Source organism: Micromonospora sp. LOL_015 (genome assembly GCF_048060275.1).
GTDB lineage: Bacteria > Actinomycetota > Actinomycetes > Mycobacteriales > Micromonosporaceae > Micromonospora_E.
In genome coordinates, this window is record NZ_JBHMIO010000023.1 from 1 (window position 1) to 20006 (window position 20006).

The 20006-nt window shown below is 71.0% G+C and carries 22 protein-coding genes and 1 pseudogene; 11 read left to right on the forward strand and 12 right to left on the reverse strand.

Annotated features, from left to right (window positions below):
- On the reverse strand, positions 1-732 hold a 732-nt coding region (locus tag ACFHWU_RS18550), incomplete at its 3' end, for an ISAs1 family transposase (RefSeq protein WP_416591133.1).
- On the opposite strand from ACFHWU_RS18550, the gene ACFHWU_RS18555 reads away from it, so the two are divergent.
- Entirely contained in the window at positions 643-1260 is a 618-nt protein-coding gene (locus tag ACFHWU_RS18555; RefSeq protein WP_416591134.1) for an NUDIX hydrolase, read from the forward strand. The genes ACFHWU_RS18550 and ACFHWU_RS18555 overlap by 90 nt on opposite strands.
- Here the strand turns inward: ACFHWU_RS18555 and ACFHWU_RS18560 are convergent.
- Both ACFHWU_RS18560 and ACFHWU_RS18565 read right to left on the reverse strand, forming a co-directional pair.
- Positions 1257-2396 (reverse strand): XRE family transcriptional regulator, encoded by a 1140-nt coding sequence (locus ACFHWU_RS18560; protein ID WP_416555291.1) that lies wholly within the window; start codon positions 2394-2396, stop codon positions 1257-1259. The genes ACFHWU_RS18555 and ACFHWU_RS18560 overlap by 4 nt on opposite strands.
- A gap of 146 nt (positions 2397-2542) precedes the next feature.
- Positions 2543-2731 carry a hypothetical protein gene (locus ACFHWU_RS18565; RefSeq protein ID WP_416555293.1) on the reverse strand — a complete coding sequence of 63 codons (189 nt, stop codon included), beginning with the start codon at positions 2729-2731 and terminating at the stop codon, positions 2543-2545.
- A gap of 116 nt (positions 2732-2847) precedes the next feature.
- Here ACFHWU_RS18565 and ACFHWU_RS18570 point away from each other — a divergent pair, with 116 nt between their 5' ends.
- From ACFHWU_RS18570 to ACFHWU_RS18580, 3 genes are all read left to right on the forward strand, one after another.
- Positions 2848-3057 (forward strand): hypothetical protein, encoded by a 210-nt coding sequence (locus ACFHWU_RS18570; protein WP_416555295.1) that lies wholly within the window; start codon positions 2848-2850, stop codon positions 3055-3057.
- Between the two features lie 300 nt (positions 3058-3357).
- On the forward strand, positions 3358-3621 hold the full coding sequence (locus tag ACFHWU_RS18575) for a DivIVA domain-containing protein (protein WP_278174808.1): 264 nt from the start codon (positions 3358-3360) through the stop codon (positions 3619-3621).
- Positions 3618-5798: a hypothetical protein gene (locus ACFHWU_RS18580; protein ID WP_416591135.1), complete on the forward strand. Its 2181-nt coding sequence runs from the start codon at positions 3618-3620 to the stop codon at positions 5796-5798. The genes ACFHWU_RS18575 and ACFHWU_RS18580 overlap by 4 nt, the downstream gene beginning before the upstream one ends.
- Positions 5799-6339: 541 nt before the next feature.
- On the opposite strand, the gene ACFHWU_RS18585 is transcribed toward ACFHWU_RS18580, so the two are convergent.
- The 5 genes from ACFHWU_RS18585 to ACFHWU_RS18605 form a co-directional block, all read right to left on the reverse strand.
- Positions 6340-6603: a hypothetical protein gene (locus ACFHWU_RS18585; RefSeq protein ID WP_416591136.1), complete on the reverse strand. Its 264-nt coding sequence runs from the start codon at positions 6601-6603 to the stop codon at positions 6340-6342.
- A 59-nt stretch (positions 6604-6662) separates the two neighbouring features.
- Positions 6663-7574: an oxidoreductase gene (locus ACFHWU_RS18590; RefSeq protein WP_416555303.1), complete on the reverse strand. Its 912-nt coding sequence runs from the start codon at positions 7572-7574 to the stop codon at positions 6663-6665.
- 2 nt (positions 7575-7576) lie between these two features.
- Complete coding sequence (locus ACFHWU_RS18595) at positions 7577-8164, reverse strand: TetR/AcrR family transcriptional regulator (RefSeq protein WP_416555305.1); 588 nt, start codon at positions 8162-8164, stop codon at positions 7577-7579.
- A complete protein-coding gene (locus ACFHWU_RS18600; protein WP_416555307.1) occupies positions 8161-9105 on the reverse strand; it encodes an oxidoreductase in 945 nt (314 codons plus the stop codon). The genes ACFHWU_RS18595 and ACFHWU_RS18600 overlap by 4 nt, the downstream gene beginning before the upstream one ends.
- A gap of 68 nt (positions 9106-9173) precedes the next feature.
- The gene (locus tag ACFHWU_RS18605; protein WP_416555309.1) at positions 9174-9749 is read right to left on the reverse strand and encodes a TetR/AcrR family transcriptional regulator; all 576 of its coding nucleotides are present in this window, start codon (positions 9747-9749) and stop codon (positions 9174-9176) included.
- Positions 9750-9853: 104 nt separating this feature from the next.
- Between ACFHWU_RS18605 and ACFHWU_RS18610 the strand changes: the two genes are divergently transcribed.
- The 5 genes from ACFHWU_RS18610 (at position 9854) to ACFHWU_RS18630 (ending at position 13652) form a co-directional block, all read left to right on the forward strand.
- Positions 9854-10252, forward strand: a complete 399-nt coding sequence (locus ACFHWU_RS18610; protein ID WP_123603506.1) for a hypothetical protein — start codon at positions 9854-9856, stop codon at positions 10250-10252.
- A gap of 80 nt (positions 10253-10332) precedes the next feature.
- Positions 10333-10947 (forward strand): DM13 domain-containing protein, encoded by a 615-nt coding sequence (locus tag ACFHWU_RS18615; RefSeq protein WP_416555311.1) that lies wholly within the window; start codon positions 10333-10335, stop codon positions 10945-10947.
- 5 nt (positions 10948-10952) lie between these two features.
- Positions 10953-11684: a response regulator transcription factor gene (locus ACFHWU_RS18620; RefSeq protein WP_416555313.1), complete on the forward strand. Its 732-nt coding sequence runs from the start codon at positions 10953-10955 to the stop codon at positions 11682-11684.
- Positions 11677-12783, forward strand: coding sequence for a sensor histidine kinase (locus ACFHWU_RS18625; RefSeq protein WP_416591137.1), 1107 nt, complete (start codon positions 11677-11679; stop codon positions 12781-12783). The genes ACFHWU_RS18620 and ACFHWU_RS18625 overlap by 8 nt, the downstream gene beginning before the upstream one ends.
- Positions 12784-12866: 83 nt before the next feature.
- Positions 12867-13652: a ThuA domain-containing protein gene (locus ACFHWU_RS18630; protein ID WP_416591138.1), complete on the forward strand. Its 786-nt coding sequence runs from the start codon at positions 12867-12869 to the stop codon at positions 13650-13652.
- Between the two features lie 104 nt (positions 13653-13756).
- Here the strand turns inward: ACFHWU_RS18630 and ACFHWU_RS18635 are convergent.
- A pseudogene (locus ACFHWU_RS18635) lies at positions 13757-14154 on the reverse strand (ADP-ribosylglycohydrolase family protein); the annotation flags it as partial.
- 434 nt (positions 14155-14588) lie between these two features.
- On the opposite strand from ACFHWU_RS18635, the gene ACFHWU_RS18640 reads away from it, so the two are divergent.
- On the forward strand, positions 14589-15605 hold the full coding sequence (locus ACFHWU_RS18640; RefSeq protein ID WP_416555319.1) for a glycoside hydrolase family 11 protein: 1017 nt from the start codon (positions 14589-14591) through the stop codon (positions 15603-15605).
- 152 nt (positions 15606-15757) lie between these two features.
- On the opposite strand, the gene ACFHWU_RS18645 is transcribed toward ACFHWU_RS18640, so the two are convergent.
- The 3 genes from ACFHWU_RS18645 to ACFHWU_RS18655 form a co-directional block, all read right to left on the reverse strand.
- Entirely contained in the window at positions 15758-16957 is a 1200-nt protein-coding gene (locus ACFHWU_RS18645; RefSeq protein WP_416555321.1) for an RtcB family protein, read from the reverse strand.
- Between the two features lie 196 nt (positions 16958-17153).
- The gene (locus tag ACFHWU_RS18650) at positions 17154-17840 is read right to left on the reverse strand and encodes a phosphodiesterase (protein WP_416555323.1); all 687 of its coding nucleotides are present in this window, start codon (positions 17838-17840) and stop codon (positions 17154-17156) included.
- 30 nt (positions 17841-17870) lie between these two features.
- A complete protein-coding gene (locus tag ACFHWU_RS18655) occupies positions 17871-18239 on the reverse strand; it encodes an ArsR/SmtB family transcription factor (protein ID WP_416555325.1) in 369 nt (122 codons plus the stop codon).
- A gap of 291 nt (positions 18240-18530) precedes the next feature.
- Here ACFHWU_RS18655 and ACFHWU_RS18660 point away from each other — a divergent pair, with 291 nt between their 5' ends.
- On the forward strand, positions 18531-19949 hold the full coding sequence (locus tag ACFHWU_RS18660) for a GH1 family beta-glucosidase (protein ID WP_416591139.1): 1419 nt from the start codon (positions 18531-18533) through the stop codon (positions 19947-19949).
- Positions 19950-20006 lie beyond the last annotated feature (57 nt).

Sequence of the window (20006 nt, forward strand, 5' to 3'; positions counted from 1 at the left end):
GTGGCCGCGCCGGGGAAGTCGACGCCGGTGGCGGGTGCCATCGGAGATGGTGCGGGTGACCTGGTAGCCGCTGCGGCGTTCGGTGTCGGTGTGTGCGCTGGTCGCGGGCGTGGCGGCGGGTAGCCGGTCGGTGATCGCGGCCAGCAGCGCGGGTCTGTCGCCCTTCACGGTGAACACGTAGTCCGCGTCTCGGTTCCGCAGGTAGGTGGCGGTGTCGCCGCTGGGGTGCGCGGCGTCGGCGGTGATCACCGTGCCGGCGATCTCGACGTGGTCGAGCAGCGCCCGGATCCGGGTGACCTCGGTGGTGCCGGCCGGGACCCGCACCTGGGCGACGACCACCGCGGTGTCGTGGCGCATCGCGGCGAACAGTTGCACGTCGACCCCGTCCGGTCCGCCCGAGTGGCGGACGGTCTTGCCGTCCACCGCCAGCCCGCACTGGTCGGCCGGTGGAGCGAGTCGGGTGGCCAGCCATGCGCTGACAAGGCGGTCCACCACGGCCGCGTCGACCGCCTCGACCACCCGGCGTAGCGTGGCCTGCGTCAGGCGGCGAGGCCGAGGAGTTCGGTGGCGGGGATTCGCGGCCCTTGTCTGCGGATTGGGTGCAGGGCTGGTACGAACGGCTGCGTCGATAGTCTGGCCTGCATGGGTGACGCGACGGGCGGAGACGAACGGCTGCGGGGCCGGCTCGACGACGGGCCTGGCCCTGAGCAAGCCGACGCCCACCGCTGGCACGTGTTCGGGAAGCGGACAGTGTACGAGCGGCGGCCGTGGGTCAGTCTCGACCTGGTCGACGTCCAGCCTCCCGGTGGCGAGCGGTTCGAGCATCACGTCGTACGGCTGTTTCGCGCGGCCATCGGCGTCGTCGTCAACGATCAGGACCAGGTGTTGATGCTGTGGCGGCACCGGTTCGTGTCGGACCAGTGGGGGTGGGAGCTTCCCGGCGGGATCGTCGACGACGGCGAGAGCCCGGAGACGGCCGTGGCACGCGAGGTCGAAGAGGAAACCGGCTGGCGACCGTACGGAATGCGGCCTTTGGTCTCGTACCAGCCAATGGTTGGCATGGTCGACTCGCCGCACGACGTCTACTACGCCAGGGAGGCGACGTTCGTCGGCCGGCCCGCCGTGTCCGACGAAGCCGGTGAGGTTGCGTGGGTGCCACTCACCAGCATTCGGCAGCTACTCGACCGGAACGAGATCCTGGGTTCCGGATCGATCGTCGGACTGCTGCACGTGCTGGCGTTCGGCGTGCCGGTGGACTAGATATTTGCCCCGATTCGGGCCAATAACTGATTGAGGCGTCGCTGATTCCTGAGCGATCCCGTCCGGCTGGCCAGCGCCCGAGCACGTCGTGCCTCCTGCTCGGCTTCGCGCAGGTCGCCGCCGGCAAGGTGCGCGTGTGCGAGGCCGATCCGCAGGCCAGCCTCGGCACGGGTGAACGTGCCGTCCATTCCAGCCAGAGCGGCATGTAGCTCATCGACCGCCGAGCGCTCGCCCAGCAGGGCATGCGCGTTGCCGCGCCAGCGCGTCAGGTGGGCTTCGTTGAGGAAGATTCCGGCCACCTCCTCGTCTCGCATCTCCGATCCGGCCGGCAGCGTCGCGGCGGCCTGGTCCAGCGCGGCGTGGGCTGCCGACGCGTCCGACAGAGTGGCGGCGAACTCGGCGTGAGCCGCGTGCAGCCACGCCAGCAACCGGGCAGGGGCCTTCCGCTCGGCCAGCGAAACCGCCTCCAGGATCAGCGCGTGGGCAAGCTCCGGCTTGCCGGCATCGACCAGCACGTACGCCTGTTCGCCCATCGCGTGCGCGACCAGAGCCGGACTCGCCGCTTCGACCGCTGCTCGTCGCGCCAACTCGTAGCAGCGCCAGGCGCGGTCGACCGCGCCGACGTCGAGCGCTTGCCAGCCTGCGAGCGTCGCGGCACCGGCGAGCGCCCGTGCGACCGGCCGGCGTGCGGACGGGAGTACGGAGTATGCGAGGGCGTTCTCCAACGTCTCGACGTGGGCGCGCATCTGGTCACCGAGCGCGGGAGCGCCCGCCTGGCGGTCGATGGAGCGGAAGAGTTCGGTCTGCTGCGTCAGCACGTCGACCAACCCGACGTCGACCGACTTGGACGCCTCGATGCGCTTGGCTAACTCGGCGTACGCGCTGTCGAGTGTCTCGCCTTCCGTTGTCGCTGCCCCGAACAGCTCGGCGTCGGTCAGTCCGAAAATCGCCCGCAGGACAGCGCGGTACTCGCCGTTTACTGACCGCCGACCGTTCTCCCACTCGGAGACGTAGACCTTGAGACTTGCCCGAGTGGCGGTAGCCGTGCCAGCGGCAGCACGTCGTCGAGCGATTTCGTGAACGAGTCTCGCCTGCGACCATCCGCGTGACTCCCGTGCTGCCTTCAGCGCGTTCATGCCCCGCCTCCGTCCGGGTCATGCTCAGACTGCCCTACTCGGACTGGGCTTGGCAGGAGTTAACAGCCAGATGTTAACCACTGTGGTCTGCAGAGACGCCGCGATGACGGGTTGACTGGTGACGCCGGCAAGCCGGAACCCGGAAGTCAGTCCTCGCGTTGGGTTGGTCGGTTCTTGTGGATCCACTCGGCAACCGCGTCGCGGGACCAGATGCGGCCCGTGGCGAGGACGTCCAGCGGTGCGGGGAACGACGGGCGGTTGACGATCTCGGATGCCCGCTGACGGGAGACACCACCGAGCATCTGCTGGATCTCGGACATCCCGGCCAACCGCATGTCAACGAACGTACGGAGGTTACGACCAGCACCCCCGTCAACTTGATGCACTTGACACCCGTAAGGGGGATGGGTGATTCTCAGTCGCGCACATCTTCAGAGGAGGGGAGTCGACCGTGACGCAGATGGATGACGACCGGTGGCGGTCGTGTGGGTCGGACTGGGATGACCCGGGAACCGGCCCCCGGCCGGTGCCGGTCGACGTACCGCCGCCGGTGCTCATGCCCGACGCCCGGCGCGGTGACGCCGACGTCCGGCCCCGCACCGCTGCCCGGAGCGCAACCGGGCCGGGTAGCGCGCACCCCGACCTCGGCGACTGCGCCTGATCCGGATTTCCGCAGCTCACGCGGCGGAACCAAGGTCTGCCCCGGTCGCCGTACCGCCAAGGAGGGCTGCGGTGATCGGGGCGGGGGTGGCCCCGCCCGAGTCGGCAAGGGGCAGGGCCACCCCCATCCACCAGACACACCACCAAAGCAATCACCGCACCACACAGGGGAGGAGCACTGATGATGCGAAGGATGTGGCAACGGATGCGGGTCCGCTGGGGACGCCGGCGGATGGCGTCCACCCCGCCCAGCCGCTGGCCGGCTGGCGACCCCGGCGTCCACCGGGTGCCCGGCACCAACATGCGCTCGGCGGCGTACCGGCCGATCCGGCCCTGGCAGGTTCGGAATCAACGGTTCCGGCCGGTCGGCGTCACGGCCCGCGGCCTCGACCCGGTCGAAGTCGGCGCGTTCCTCGACCGCGTCGCCTACGACCTCGGTGTCCTCTACGCCGAACTCGACCGCACCTGGGAGCAGAACAACCGGATCAAGGACGCGCTGCGCCGCTGGCAGTCCACCCAGGCCGCCATGAACCAAGCCGCGATCAACCAGGCCGCCGTCCGGTGACCGAGCCCGACAACCCCGGCGTCACCGTCGTCGACTGCACCACCTGCGACGGCGGTGGCGTCACCTCCCACCGGTGCAGCTGCACCTGGTACGGCGACCAGCTCATCGTCGACGACGACCAGTTGACCGCCGGCAACCCGGGCGGTACGGCGTACCGCGACTGTCAGGTCTGTCTCGGCACCGGCACGAACTGCGTGACCTGCGACCGCTGCGCCGGGCTCGGCCGCCGCCGCGCCCAACTCGTCTACACCGTCGCCAACGCCGACACCGCCGCCGTCGCCTCCGTCAACATCGTGCCCGGCGCGCTCGACCCGGTGCACCGCGGCGGCCGCTGGTGGCTCGACCTCGACGCCGTCGTCACCGAACTGGCCGACCGGGTCGGCGCCGACCACCTCTACGACCCGGCTGCACCCGAGCGGGAACTTCTCGTCGGCGGGCTGGTGCTGCCCCGCGACTGGCGACCCGACCTGCCGCAGGCACGGCGGCACGCCCTGGAAGCGGCGGCGATCGCCAACTACACGTACCACCCGTGGCAGGTCTGGCTCGGCCGGACCGCCCCGCCGGACCGCCCCGACCCGGCCCGCCACCTCGGCCAACTCTGCGCCCTCGCCGAACTGCTCTGCCTCGACCTGGTCGTCGAAACCCGACCCGACCCGTACGGCGACGACCGCTACGGCTGGCAGCTGCGCCTCGAACTGCCCGACACCGGCGTCGGCGACGCGTTCGCCAGCGGCGTCGGCAGCACCGACAGCCTCGACGCGGCGATCGTCGCCGCCGACGCGACCCGCCTCGCCACCGGGATCGGCGACCGTGGCGTCGACGTACCCGCCCACTACCTGCGCCCCGGCCGACCCGGCCCGCCGATCGGGCCGCCGAAACTCGACCTGGACCAGCTCGAACGCCGCATGATCGCTGACTGCACCGCACTCGGCACCGGTGAGGCCACCCCCGGCGCGCAGGCCATCTGGCGCGACGGCCGTTGGTGGCACACCGGCCTGCGGGTGGTCGCCGTCGTCGAGGAATTCACCGAACGCACCACCGGCCAGATCTCCCGGCGTACGGTCGACAAGCTCGCCCGCTCGTGGCAGCCGCCGCCGCCCAGCTGGCAGGGGCCGGCGATCCCGTCCGAACCCTGCCCGTACTGCGTGCCGGAGCAGGGGTTGCGCCGCTGCGTCTGCACCGTCGGCGCGCCCGCCGCCGACCCGGAATGCCGCTACTGCGGCGGTGCCGGGCGCAGCGGCCGGTACGCCGCCGGCCTCAGCCGCTGCTTCAGCTGCGGCGACACGCTGCGCATCCGGCGCGGTGCCGTCGTCACCGTCACCGACGGGCAGCATTGGGCCCGCCACCTCAACCTGGCGCTGCCCGACGAAGCCACCGCCGTGGTGCCGCGGATCGGCAGCCAGCCGGGCGGCAAACCCATCCACCAGGTGCCGCCGCAGTTCCGGCTCCCGGCGCACCTCGGCGACCTGGCGGTACGCGGCCAGCCGATCGGCCCGGACCAGCTCGCGCCGCTCGACGATCACGAGATTTTGCTGGTGCAGGAGCTGTGGTACGGCTACGTCACCCTCGACCACCCTGGGCAGGACCCGTTGACCGCGTACCTGGCGAACGTCGCCGACGGGCACCCCGGCGGCCGGGTGCTGCTGCACGCCACCGAGCCCGACGCGCCACCGCTGGCGCGGGTGCTCGCGTTGGCGTACGGGCTGGGGCTCGCGCTGATCGTCACCGTCGCCGACCATCGCAACGAGGCCGGTACGCCGTACCGCATGCAGGGGGTGTCGTGGGGTGCGTACTTCGCCGCGCCCGGTGCCGCGATCGGCCTGCGGGCCTACCCGCACCGGCCCACCCTCGGGCACGCGCTCGCTCAGGCCGTCGAGTACGTGTGCGGCGCCACCCGCTCGGCGACCCCGGTCGACCCGGGTACGCCGATCGCCGTACCGCAATCCGTACCGCAGAACGTGCCGACGCCGGCGGCCGACGGTGACCACGATGACCTGGTGCCGTCGCTGTCGTTGCTCGCGGGGTACTACGCCGGCGAGACGGTGATCGTCTCGCTCGCCGCGTCCCACTGTGAGGTGCACGTACGCGAAGGTCCCGAGACCACCCGTCGGGTCGCCACCGCCGCCGACCTGCCAGCCGCCGTCACCGCCCTGCGCCTGCGCCCACCCGCCACCTGACGACCTGCGGTGGCCCGCGCCCCGATGTCCTGGTGCCTTGGCGCTCCGAGAGCATTGCTCATGTGGAAGTAACATCCTGCGTGGACCATGGGATAACGGTACGACCGATCGTTGACCTGGCATACGTACTGCTCGGGCTGTTCTTTCCGGCATCGCACAGGATCGTGATGATCGGCGCGGCGGCGGCAAGCAACATCAAGCCATTGGACGGTTGCAACATATGATTGTTGTCACCTTGGCTTTACCGTGTGTGCTCCTCTGTGGCGGTCTTCCTGTGTTCTCTGAGGCCAGGCCTCGAGTGCTTGAGATCGTCGCTGATGGCCAGTGATCAACGGTGATCGGAGGGTGTTGCCATGTGTGGACACCGCGCCGAATAATCTAACCGCTGGCCAGCTCTCGTTGTCCTTCCGAAGTAAGCGGGGAACAGTGAAGAGACTCGCGAAGGCCGTAACTGTTGCTGTGGGTGGCTTGGTGCTCAGTTTGACCTTGGTGTCGCCGGTGCGCGCTGAGGGAAGCTGGTCGAGTAGTGTGAGCAATGCCCTCACCGGATTCGGATGGAGGGCCGCTTCAAGCGCTTCATCATCACCACAGCCACCGCCGTCGCTGCGGCGGCCATGATCCTGACCGCCGGCTGTACGCCAGGGTCAGGCGGTTCCGGATCATCCGACCCGAATACCTTCGAGTTCTGGTCGTTCACCGGAATCAACCAGAAGGCATCCGTCGAGGCGTACACCAGAGACCGACCGGACATCGACGTCAGGCTCACCGAGGTGGGCGACACCAGCGAGACGGCCCAGGCGCTCACCGCCGCACTGGCCGGCGGCAATGTGCCCGACCTGGCGGCCCGGCCGCAAGCAGCTGCGGCTATTCGGCGACCGGGAACTCGACACCGGTCAGCTTCTCGCTCTCCGTCCACAGCCGGCCAGCGGTGGCGGCGTTGTCGGCCGCCGGGCTGCGACGCGCGGCGACCGGCGGGCCGACCATGTCGAACAGTCGGCCCGGCCCCCAGTAGCTGCCACCGTCGACCGCCGGGTCGGTGGCGGCGCGCAGCGTCGGTAACGCTCCGTCGCGCGGCGTCATCGCGATCAACCGGCTGACGGTGGTGACGAAGCCACCGGTGTGCCGGGCCAGGTCGGTGGCGGTCCACCCAGGATGGGCGGCGGTCGCCAGTACGGGCGACCCGGCTCCGGCCAGCCGGCGTTGCAGCTCCAGGGTGAACAACAGGTTGGCGAGTTTGCTCTGCCCGTACGCGGCCCACCGCCGGTAGCGACGCCGCTGCCAGTTCAGGTCGGCGAAGTCGATCCGGCCGGCGCGGTGGGCGTTGCTGGCGACGGTGACCACCCGGGCGTTGGCGCCGGCTTGCAGCAGCAGTGGCAGCAGCCGGCCGGTGAGCGCGAAGTGGCCGAGATGGTTGGTGCCGAACTGCAGCTCGAAACCCTGCCGGGTGCGCCGCAACGGGGTCAGCATCACCCCCGCGTTGTTGATCAGCAGGTCAAGCCGGTCGTGGTCGGCGTGCAACACCTCGGCGAACCCGGCCACCGAGTCGAGGTCGGCCAGGTCGAGCCGGGCGCAGCTTACCGTGCCAGTCGGCCGCTCGGCGCGGATCCGGTCGGCCGCCGTGCCGGCCCGTCCGGCATCCCGGCAGGCGAGCACCACGTGGGCGCCTCTGGCGGCGAGCATCCGGGCGGTCTCGAAGCCGATGCCGGAGTTCGCGCCGGTGACGACGGCGGTCCGGCCGCTCTGGTCCGGCAGGTCGTCGAAGGTCCACGGTGTCATCGTCACTCCCGGGTCAGGGCCTCGCCGCCGGCGAACACGATCGTCACTGCGGTCTGCATTCCGGTTCGGTACTCGTCGACCGACGAGAGCTTGTGTTTCAAGCCGAACGAGGTGGCGTGCAGGTGCTCGGCCAGGTCCCGGGCGGACAGGCCGGCTGCCCGCCACCGGTCGGCGACCCCGCTGTCGGCGAGGACCTGCTCAACCCCGTCGACCAGCCCGCGCTCGATCCGCTCGGCCAGCGAGCAGCGCAGCGTGGCCGCGGTGTTCAGCAGCTCCTCGAAGTTGCCGTGCACCGCGGCCCCGACCGACGGGCCCTGGCACGCTTCGAACGCGGCGAGGATCCGCCCCGGCGGGTCGAGGTCGTCGCGGGCGAAGGCGGCCCCGGTCGCCGCGCACACGCCGGTCACCATCCGGTCCACGGCGGCGACGAACAGCTCGTCCTTGGTCTTGAAGTGCAGGTAGAGCCCTTGCCGGGAGATGTCGGCCGCACGGGCCAGGTCGTCCATCGAGGTCTTCCGGAACCCGTACCGGATGAACACGTCGATCGCGGTGTCGGCGATGGCGTTCCGCCGGGTGGCGCTCGGTGTCACGCTGGGCGCTCCGTGTGCCCGAGCGCCCCGAAGGGGTACGCCACTCCGCTCAGCTGCTCGCTTTCGGTCCACAGCCGGCTGGCCATGACGGTGTCCTTGGACCGGGCGGAGCTGCGGGCCGGTGCGGGTGGCCCGGAGGTGCCGAGCCGGCGGGCCGGCCCCCAGTAGCTGCCGGCGGGCGCCTGCGGGTCCGTGGCGGCGCGCAGGCTGGGCAGCGCCCCGGCCGCTGGTTGCATCCGGATCATCCGATCGATCCGCGACCGGCTCTCGCCGGTGGACCGGCCCTGGTGACGGCCGATCTCGGTCGAGGTCAGGCCGGGGTGGGCGGCTACGGCCCGCACGGTCGACCCGGCCTCGGTCAGCCGGCGCTGCAGTTCCAGGGTGAACAGCAGGTTGGCGAGTTTGCTCTGTCCGTACGCGGCCCACGGCCGGTAGCGGCGTTGCCGCCAGTTGAGGTCGTCGACGTCGACGCTGCCGGTCCAGTGGGCCAGGCTGGAGACGGTCACCACCCGGGCCGCCGGTGCCGCGTCGAGCAGCGGCAGCAGTTCGCCGGTGAGCGCGAAGTGGCCGAGATGGTTGGTGCCGAATTGCAGCTCGAAGCCCTGCCGGGTGCGTCCCAGCGGCGGTGCCATCACGCCGGCGTTGTTGATCAGCAGGTCGAGCCGGTCGTGGTCGGCGCGGTAGGCGTCGGCGAACGCGGTGACCGAGTCGAGGTCGGCCAGATCCAGCTCGGCCCCGGTCACCGCGCCGGCCGGCTGACCGGCCCGAATCCGGTCCAGCGCCGCTTCGCCCTTGCCCTCGTCCCGGTACGTCAGCACCACATGTGCGCCTTTGGCGGCGAGCATCCGGGCGGTCTCGAAGCCGATGCCGGTGTTCGCCCCGGTCACCACCGCGACCCGGCCGGTCTGGTCGGGAATGTCATCGAATGACCATGCAGCCACGCTGACGCCTCGCTTCTTCGTTGCCTACTTGACAGCCGCGACAAACTTTACGTGATGCACTCAACCTGTCAAGTGTGCTGGTCCGGCGTTAGCTCGAAGAGCAGTCGGATCACCGGGCCGGCGAGCACCGCCGGGTCGTCGTCCGTGTCGTGCGGCAGCGCCCCGGACAGCCACAGGGTCGCGAAGCCGTGCACGATCGACCAGGCCGCCAGGCGGGCGTTGTCCCGGTCGCCGGCCGGCACCCGAGCGTCGTCCAGGCTGGCCCGTAGCGCGCGGCCGGCCCGTTGGCGCGCGGTGACCAGCTCCGGCGCGTCGAAGTTCAGCAGGCTCGGTTGGAACATCACCTCGAAGTGCGCCCGGTGGGACGAGGCGAACCGCACGTACGCCTGGCCGGCGGCGAGGATGTCGCCGCCGGCCGCCGCCAACTGGGTCGCCAGCAGGTCGAGGCCCTCGGCGGCGATCGCGGTGAGCAGGCCGGTCTTGTCGCCGAAGTGGTGTGTCGGGGCGGCGTGCGAGACCCCCACCCGTCGGGCCAGGTCGCGCAGGCTCAGTGCCGCCGCCCCGGATTCGGCGATCGCCTCGGTGGCGGCGGTCAGCAGGGCCCGCCGCAGGTCGCCGTGGTGGTACGGCTGTTGCCGCATCATGCCTCCCCTCATCTTGCCGTTGACAAGATGCTACCCGGAGCGGCTATCTTGTCGGTGACAAGATAGCCGGGCGCGTACGGCGCCGACCCCGAGGAGAAGCCCTGATGAGTACGGCGGACCGATGGCTGACCGTGATCGCGCTGGTCAGCGTCCCGACGGTGATGTTCGGCGGCTACTCGTTGATGCGGCTGGCCGCCGCCCGAAAACTGACCGACTTCCAGCTGTCGCTGTTCCGGGCCGGCCACGCCCACGCCGGCGTGCTGCTGGTATTGACCCTGACCGCACTGAGCATCGCCGCCCGCGCCGGACTGTCCGACCCGTACACCTGGGTGGTTGGCGCGCTGCTGGCCGCCGGCACGATCAGTCAGTCCGGCGGCTTCTTCCTGCACGCCGGGATCGGCCGCCCCGGACAGTGGTCGGTCGGCAACACCCTGACCGTGCTCGGCGCGGGGCAGCTCACCGTCGCGCTGCTGCTGCTCGCGTACGCCGTCGCAACCAGCTGACCTGCCACTACGCCGACCGTAAGACTTTCGCAAGAGATCAACTACGGCCGGCCGGGCGCCGCCGCCGTAGGCTGATCCGCGTGTGGAAACGACTCCTTGCCAACCCGTTGAGCTGGCTGCTCGCCGTCGTCGTAGCCGCCGGACTCGCGTTCGGCGGTTACTGGTTCCAGCCGTGGAAACTGTTCACCGACGACGTGGTCGACGAGGCGCTGCCGCAGGTGCAGATCGCGGCGACCGGCACCCCGGCACCGGACCCCGCCGCGCCCGGGACCGACTCACCCGGGTCCACCCCGTCCGGGACCGCCTCGCCCGGCGCCGCACCGGCCAGCCCGTCCCCGGCCGGTAACCAACTGCTGGCCTCCGGCGAGTTCGTCACCCACGAGCACGAGACCACCGGCACCGCCGAGGTCGTCCAGTTGGCCGACGGCCGCCGTCAACTCGTGTTCCGCGACTTCGCCACCTCCAACGGCCCGGACCTGCGGGTCTGGCTCTCCGACCAGCCGGTGCTGGACGGCCGTGACGGCTGGTTCGTCTTCGACGACGGGCAGTGGGCCGAGCTGGACCGGCTCAAGGGCAACCGGGGTGACCAGGTGTACGAGATCCCTGCCGACCTCGATTTGACCAGCCTGACCAGCGTCTCCATCTGGTGCAAACGCTTCTCGGTGTCGTTCGGGGCAGCCGAGTTGGCCGCCTGACAGCCATGGCCGTGCCCACCACCGGCCGACCGTCCCTCCGGGTGCTCGTCGTCGACGACGATCCCACCGTGTCCGATGTGGTCCGCCGGTACCTGGAACGAGCCGGCTACCAGGTCACCCGCGCCGCCGACGGGGTCGCCGCGCTGGCCGCGGTCGACCAGTGCCGGCCCGACCTGGTGGTGCTGGACCTGATGCTGCCCGGGTTGGACGGTCTGGAGGTGTGCCGGCGGCTGCAGCGGCAGGCCAGCGGCGTACCCGTGATCATGCTGACCGCACTCGGGGAGGAGGCCGACCGGGTGATCGGCCTGCAGCTCGGTGCCGACGACTACGTCACCAAGCCGTTCTCGCCCCGGGAGCTGGTGCTGCGGGTGCAGTCGGTGCTCCGCCGCTCCGGGCCGCCCCCCGGCCCGGTCGGCGGTGAACCGCCGGTGGTCCGCGACGGCGAGCTCGCGCTGGACACCGGCCGGCGGTCGGCCCGGCTCGGCGACACCGAACTCGCGCTGACCACCCGTGAGTTCGACCTGCTGCTGCACCTGGTCCGCCACCCGGCGAAGGCGTTCCGCCGGGAGGAACTGCTCGCCCAGGTGTGGGGCTGGAACTTCGGTGACCAGTCCACCGTCACCGTCCACGTGCGACGGCTGCGGGAGAAGGTCGAACGGGATCCGGCCCGACCCCGACGGATCGTCACCGTCTGGGGCGTCGGCTACCGCTACGAACCGGCGGCCGGCAATGCCTGATTTGCCCACCGGCGACGTCCTCGCCGTGCTCGCCATCGGGCTGGGCGCGTCGCTGCTGATCGGCGTGCCGGGCGCGGTCGCGCTGCGGCTGCTACGCCGGCACAGCATCGTCGTGCACCTGACCGTCCTGCTCACCGTCACCGTACTGGCGGTCCTCGCCGGCGTCGTCGGCGCGGCCCAGGCGATGTTCCTGTCCGTCCACGACCGGGACGTGGTGCTGCTGGTGCTCGCCGCGTCCGGAGCGGTCAGCCTGGCTGTCGGCTGGTGGCTGGGCGCCCGGCTGGCCCGGCAGGCGGTCTGGGCCGACCAGCTGCGCCAGCGGGAACGCCAGGCCGAGGCGAACCGGCGGGAACTGGTCGCCTGGGTGTCGCACGACCTGCGGACGCCGTTGGCGGGGCTGCGGGCCATGGCCGAGGCGCTGGAGGACGGCGTCGTCGCCGACCGGGCCACCGTCGCCGACTACCACCGGCGGATCCGGGCCGAGACCGACCGGATGACCCAACTCGTCGACGACCTGTTCGAACTGTCCCGGATCAACGCCGGCGCGCTGCGGCTGTCGCTGCGCCGGGTGCCCCTCGCCGAGGTGGTCTCCGACGCCCTGGCGTCGGCCGAGCCGCTGGCCCGGGCGCGGGGCATCCGGCTGGTCGCCGCCGAACGCGGCTGGCCGTCGGTCACCGCCAGCGAGCCGGAACTGGCCCGGATCATCGGCAACCTGCTTCGCAACGCGATCCGGTTCACCCCGTACGACGGGGTGGTGCAGGTCAGTGCGGGCCGCGACGGCGGCGCCGCCTGGCTGGCGGTGCACGACACCTGCGGCGGCATTCCCGAGGCGGACCTGCCGAGGGTGTTCGACGTGGCGTTCCGGGGCGAAACGGCGCGCAGCCCCGCTCCCGCCGGCCCGCCCCGAGCGGCGTCGCAGGTCGGGGCGGCGTCCCTATCCGGTTGGGCCGTTCCGGGCCGTCCCGAGCCACCACCGGCCGGCGGTGGACTCGGCCTGGCGATCGTGCGCGGCCTGGTCGAGGCGCACGGCGGTCGCGTCGAGGTGACCAACGCCGGCCCAGGCTGCCGGTTCCTCGTCCACCTGCCCGCCGCCGGTTGACCAGCCGCCCGTGGGCCTCGATCATGAGATGTGCCTGATGCACTCGCCGTCCTGCCGTCCGCCGCTGCTCCGCAGCCGGCCCGATGATCGGCGTGCCGGTCCGGCCCGGTTCCGAGTTCACCCGACGGACGGTCGGCACCGGCCTGCTCGGCGGTATCGTGGCGCTGGTGACCACCGGCTGCACCGAGTCGAGCAGCGAGAAGAACCGGTACCGGGTGCTGGTGTACAGCCGCACCACCGGGTACCGGCACGACTCCATTCCGGCCGGGGTCGAGGCCGTCCGCGAACTCGGCGCGGAACACGGCTTCGCCGTCGATGCCACCGAGGAGCCGACCGCCTTCACCCCGGACAACCTGAGTCGGTACGCCACCGTTGTCTTTCTTAACACCACCGGCGAGGTGCTCGACGATGCCGGCCGGGCGGCGTTCGAGGACTACATCAACGGCGGCGGCGGATTCGTCGGTGTGCACGCGGCCGCCGACACCGAGCACAACTGGCCGTTTTACGGTGATCTGGTCGGCGCGTACTTCGCCCAGCATCCGCCGGTGCAGCCGGCCACCGTGGAGGTCGTCGACCGGACCCACCCGGCCACCGCCCACCTGCCGGCCCGCTGGGAGCGCACCGACGAGTGGTACGACTACCGGACCCGACCGACCGACGCCCGGATCCTCGCCGAGCTCGACGGGACCAGCTACACCGGTGGGCAAATGGGGCGCCCGCACCCGCACGCCTGGTGCCGTACGTATGCCGGTGGCCGCACCTTCTACACCGGCGGCGGCCATACCGTTGAGGCGTACGCCGAATTGGCGTTCCGCACCCACCTGCTCGGCGCGATCCGCTGGGCCGCCGACCGGGATGCCACAGGGTGACGGCGGGGCCCCGGGCTCATCCGTACGGTCAGCGCTGACCTCCGAAGGTCGGTAACTATCCAATATCTGATTGAACACGGAGTGTGCCGTGGCGCACGCTGCGGGCTCGCGGCCAGCGCGGTCGGGTGGCCGTGGTCAGCCCGGCATGCAGCTGCGCGACGCCGGCCGATGTGTCGTCGTCGTAGGCGTCGACCAGACCGACCGGGGCGCCCCGCATGTTCGCCCCGCAGCCCTTCGGCCCGCCGACGGTGGCCTGCTGCCACGGTACGTCGGACAGCCGGCCGCAGGCCCGCAGACAGGTCATGCCGGATGCCCGGTTGTTGTCCGGGCTGGCCACCCAGACCAGGGATCGGGCCCGGAGCGGCGGTTCCAGCCCGTCCGGGGTGGTAGCCGGGGCGTCGTGCAGCGCCCAGCCGACCGCGAGGGTCATCCGGGTGTCGTCGGTGACCAGCGCCGGCTCCCGGCCGTAGACCCGGGCGAGTCCGAGCGCGTGGTCGAGCACGACGTCCGCGTCCGGTGCGTCGGCCGCTGCCTCGGCCGCCGGCAGTCCTCGGCTGCTCCGGCCGTACCCCGAAATACTTCCGGAAGTTCAGGTTGCCGCCTGGGCGGCCCATGCACCCGATGCGCCATGCGGTGGGAGTGTGCACCGATCGCGCCGATCTTGCGATCTCCCAGGCAGTGCTGCTGGCCAGCTTGAACGTCCACCATGCCGCGAATGCGTGGGCTGGCACTGTGTTTCCGCAATGTTTCCGAAATTTGTTGACAGCCGACCAACTGCCTCCTACCGTCATTCCATCGACATGTCTCTATGGTTGTCGATCCCCGCCACCACGCGGTACGACGCCGATCCTCGACGGCGGTCGCCGTCCACGACTGGCTGTCGGGTCGTACCGCACCGCTGGCTCCCGCCAGCCACCAAGAGGAGGAAGCACCTACATGAAGGACACTCTCGTCAAGCCGAGGAGTCGCGGCCGTATGCGGCTGCTGATCGGCACCGCGTGCGCCGCCGCGCTGGTCGTCAGCGGCATGATGGTCGCCCCCAGCGCGCACGCCGAGGCTGACCGGACCCTCAGCCAGAACGGCACCGGCACCCACAACGGGTACTACTACTCGTTCTGGAAGGACAGCGGCAACGCCAGCATGACGCTGCGCGAGAACGGCCGGTACTCCAGCCGGTGGGACGGCAGCACCAACAACTGGGTCGGCGGCAAGGGCTGGGCCACCGGCACCCGGCGAACGGTCAGCTACTCGGGCAGTTACCAGCCGAACGGAAACAGCTACCTCGCGCTGTACGGATGGACGCGCAACCAGCTTATCGAGTACTACGTGGTGGAGAACTTCGGCACCTACAACCCGAGCAGCGGTGCCACCCGGATGGGTTCCGTCACCACCGACGGCAGCGTCTACGACATCTACCGCAGTCAGCGGGTCAACGCGCCTTCGATCGACGGCACTCGAACCTTTTATCAGTACTGGAGCGTCCGGCAGCAGAAGCGCACCGGTGGCACCATCACCACGGCGAACCACTTCGACGCCTGGGCTCGGGCCGGTATGCAGCTCGGCTCCAACCACAGTTACCAGGTGATGGCGACCGAGGGCTACCGAAGCAGCGGCAGCTCCGACATCAACGTCTGGGAGGGCGGCGGCAACCCCGGACCTTCCCCGACCAGCAGCCCCGGCAACCCGGGCCAGGGCAACTGCACTGCGGTGTTGTCGGCCGGCCAGCAGTTCGGCGACCGGTTCAACCTCAACGTCTCAGTGCAGCATGTCAGCAATTGGACCGTCACCCTCACCCTGAACGGCAGCCAGTGGATCCAGAACAGCTGGAACGCCTCGGTCAGCGGTACGAGCGGTACCGTCACCGCCAGGCCGAACGGCAGCGGTAACACTTTCGGCGTGACGATCATGGCGAACGGAAACTGGACCTGGCCGACGGTCACCTGTCGAACATGAGCCCGACCAACTGAGCAACGGGACCATCCTGCATGAGTGGGTCGACCTGCTGGGGGTCGGCCCACTCGACGATCGTGTACCTATCGACGGACAATGCGGACATATCCTCTCGATATGTGCAAGATCGTCGAGGGTGGCGGGCGGGGTGGGGGTCAGCCCTTGACGCAGACCACCTGCCGCAGGTGTGCCACCACCTCGACCAGGTCGGCCTGCTCGGCGAGCACCTGGTCCAGGTTCTTGTACGCCGCCGGGATCTCGTCGACCACACCAGCGTCCTTGCGGCACTCCACCCCGGCGGTCTGCTCGGCCAGGTCGTCGACCGTGTAGGTCTTCTTCGCCTTCGACCGCGACATCCGTCGACCCGCGCCGTGCGACGCCGAGCAGTACGCCGCCTCGCTGCCCCGACCCCGCACGATGTAGGAGCCGGTCCCCATCGACCCGGGGATGATGCCCAGCTCGCCCCGCCCGGCCCGGATCGCCCCCTTGCGGGTCACCAGCAGCGGCACCCCGTCGTAGACCTCCTCGGCCACGTAGTTGTGGTGGCAGGAGATCGGCTCGTCGAAGCGGACCGCCGGCACCGCCGTGCGCAGCACCCGGCAGAGCAGCGCCAGCATGACCGCCCGGTTGCGGGCCGCGTACTCCTGCGCCCAGGCCAGGTCCCGCCGGTACGCCGCCATCTCCGCCGTGTCGGCGAGGAAGACCGCCAGGTCGCGGTCGGGCAGGCCGGCGTTGTGCGGCAGCTTCCGGGCCGCCGCGATGTGTCGCTCGGCCAGCTCCTTGCCGATGTTGCGGGAGCCGGAGTGCAGCATTAGCCAGACCCGGCCGGCGTCCGGACCGCCCTGCTCGACGCAGACCTCGATGAAGTGGTTGCCACCGCCGAGTGTGCCGAGCTGACGCTGCGCCCGGGACTCCAGCGCGGCGACCCCGGGATGCAGGTCGGCAAAGCCGGACCAGAACCGGTCCCAGCCGGCGGTGGGCAGGCCGTGCACCCGGCGCGGGTCGACCGGGGTGTCGCGGGCCTGGAAGCCGACCGGGACCGCGGCCTCGATCGCGGTACGCAGCGCGCCCAGGTCGTCCGGCAGCTGCGCGTCGGTCAGGCTGGTCCGCACCGCGGACATGCCGCAGCCGATGTCGACGCCGACGGCGGCTGGGGCCAGCGCCTGGCGCATCGCGATCACCGAGCCGACGGTGGCGCCCTTGCCGTAGTGCACGTCGGGCATCACCGCGACGCCGTGCACCCACGGCAGCGTGCCGATGTTGCGCAGCTGCTGGCTGGCCTGCGGCTCGATGGTTGCCGGATCGGTCCAGACCTTGACCGGGGCCCGGGTGCCGGGCAGCAGCGTATGACTCATGGAAACTCCTGGGTTCGGTACGGGGAGCGTGACGGTGACCCGGTGCCGGCTGCGGTACCGGGGAAGACCAGCGTGGATCGTCAGAAGGATCGGCGAGGGTCAGCGGGACTGCTGGTGGGCGCGGCTCAGCCGCGTCGGGTGGTGGCGAATCTCGCCAGCGCTCGCATCGGTGGCTCCTCGGTCGTCACGGTGCCGTTCACGCTAAAGGCCGCTGACCGGTGGCGGCAATCGGATTGTCGTCGGTGCGGGCGCCCCGGGCGCGCCGGGAGGCGGCATAGGTGACCGTACGGAGCCGTTGGATCAGCCCGCCGGTACGCAGCCGCAGCGGAGGGTGACCGGTCGGATCGAAGGCGAGCGCGGCGTCGACAGCGGACGGCAGTGGCTCGCCGACGTCGATCCGACCGAACGTCCGCCAGTGGCCGGTGCCGGTGGCCGCCGCCAGCCGCAGCACGATCGGGCGACGGGCGGCGGCATCGGCTAGCTGCTCGACCGCGCCGCCGAGGCGGCCCGGGGTGGCCGGAGACACGGCCAGGTAGATCCGGTGCCGACCGTGCCGCAATGACAGGATGCTGCCGTACGTGGTGGCGAAATCGCGCCGGAGTAGTGGCAGGTGACGCAGTACCGGTGCTCGGCCGGCACTGGACACCAGCAGGTCGACCGGGCGGTCCGGGGCGTGGACGCGGACCGCAAGGCCGAGAATGTCCGGCCAGCCGGGCGGGGTCGGGGTGCCCCGGGAGAAGCGGATGACGGCCGGCCAGCGCCCCGCCGGCAGGAACCATTCGGCGAGTGGTCCCCAGAGCTGGACCGCGCCGGTGAACGAGCAGCCGCGCGGGTGCAGCAGCCGACCGCCTCGCACGTGCGCCAGCCAGGCTCCGAAGGTCACGGCGCAAGGCGTACCCAAGTTCGGGGTGATTTACCGCCGATGGTCGGCGTCGGTGCCGTTCTGCTGTGGTTCTCGGCGCTGATCCCGGCGCCCCCGGACCAGCTCGGTGGCGAGGGCGTCGAGCCGCTGGGCCCAAAAGTGCCGGTAGCGGCCGATCCATTCGTCGATCTCCCGCAGCGGTGCGACATCCACGGCATACAGCCGTCGGGTGCCGACGGCGCGTACGGTGGTGAATCCGTTGTCCCGCAGCACCCGCAGATGCTGCGACACCGCCGGCTGGGAGATGCCGAACTCGGCCTGGACGACCGCGCCGAGGTCACCGGCGGAGCGCTCGCCGTCGGCGAGCAGCTCCAGGATCCGGCGGCGGACCGGGTCGCCGAGGACGTCGAACGCGTGCACCGGTCGAACCTATCCGTGATGACTTATATAAGCAAAGGTGTCGGGTCAGCCCAGGCTACCGGTGGCCACTAGCTGCGGCGCTCACCGGCCGGCCGGGTCCATCGCCGGGTCCGGCCGCATCGAATCGGCGACCAGCAGGCATGCTGGAGCCTGTTGATCGTGCGGCGTAGCCGACGTGGGCGTCCGGTACGGGCCCTGCCCCGGAGGCCACCGAGGCGGGCGTCCGGGTCACCGCCGACCCGGGCACCAGCCAGATCGAGATCGTGCTCAGCGCGTAAGGAGAATCCCGACATGCCCGTATCATCACCGTCCGGCCCGGTCTTCCCCGGCAACTTCCTCTGGGGTACGGCGACCGCGTCGTACCAGGTCGAGGGGGCCGCTGCGGTAGACGGCCGGACGCCCTCCATCTGGGACACCTTCGCGCACACCCCCGGTTTGGTCACCAACGGCGACACCGGTGACGTGGCCTGCGACCACTACCACCGACTGGAGGAGGACCTCGACATCCTCGCCGAGCTCGGCGTCGGCGCCTACCGGTTCTCGATCTCCTGGTCCCGGGTGCTGCCGGGCGGCGGCAGCCAGCTCAACCAGCGGGGCGTGGGCTTCTACTCGGCGCTGGTCGACGGGCTGCGGGCCCGGGGGATCGCACCGGTCGCCACCCTCTACCACTGGGACCTGCCGCAGGAGCTGGAGGACGCCGGCGGCTGGCCGCACCGGGACACCGCCGAGCGGTTCGCCGACTACGCCGGCCGGATGGGGGAGGTGTTCGGCGACCGGGTGCACACCTGGATCACCCTCAACGAGCCGTGGTGCTCGGCGTACCTGGGCTACGGCTCCGGGGTGCACGCCCCGGCGCGTACCGAGCCGGCCGCCGCGCTCGCCGCCGTGCACCACCTCAACCTCGGGCACGGTCTGGCGGTACGCGCGCTGCGGGCGAGTATCGACCCGGCGGCCCGGGTGAGCGTGACGTTGAACCTGCACCACGTGCGGGGTGAGTCGCCCGGCGACGCCGAGGCGGTCCGCCGGATCGACGCGCTGGCCAACCGGGCTTTCCTCGGGCCGATGCTGGGCGGGGCGTACCCACGGGACCTGATCGACGACACCGCCGCGGTGACCGACTGGTCGTTCGTGCGCGACGGCGACGAGGCGGCCGCGCACGCCCCGCTGGACCTGCTCGGGGTGAACTACTACAACCCGGTGCTGGTCCGCCAGTGGGACGGGGTGTCGCCGCGGTCGACCGCCGACGGGCACGCCGACGGGGCGGCCTCGCCGTGGATCGGCGTCACCGATGTCGAGTTCGTCACCCAGCCCGGCCCGTACACCCAGATGGGCTGGAACATCGACGAGACCGGGCTGACCGAGCTGCTGCTGCGGCTGCACCGCGACTACCCGGGGCTGCCGATGATGATCACCGAGAACGGGGCGGCGTTCGACGACGTGCTCGACGACGACGGCCGGGTCCGTGACCCGCGCCGGGTCGACTACCTGCACCGGCACCTGACCGCGGTGGCCGAGGCGATCGACGGCGGCGCCGACGTGCGCGGGTACTTCGTGTGGTCGCTGATGGACAACTTCGAGTGGGCGCACGGGTACGGCAAGACGTTCGGCATCGTGCACGTCGACCGGCAGACAATGCGGCGCACCTGGAAGGAGAGCGCGCACTGGTACCGGCGGGTGGTGGCCGCGAACGCGCTGCCGGCCGGCCGCTGACCGCGAACTGCCCGGATCCGGTTCACCTATCGACCTGGTAAATCCGATCGACATGCT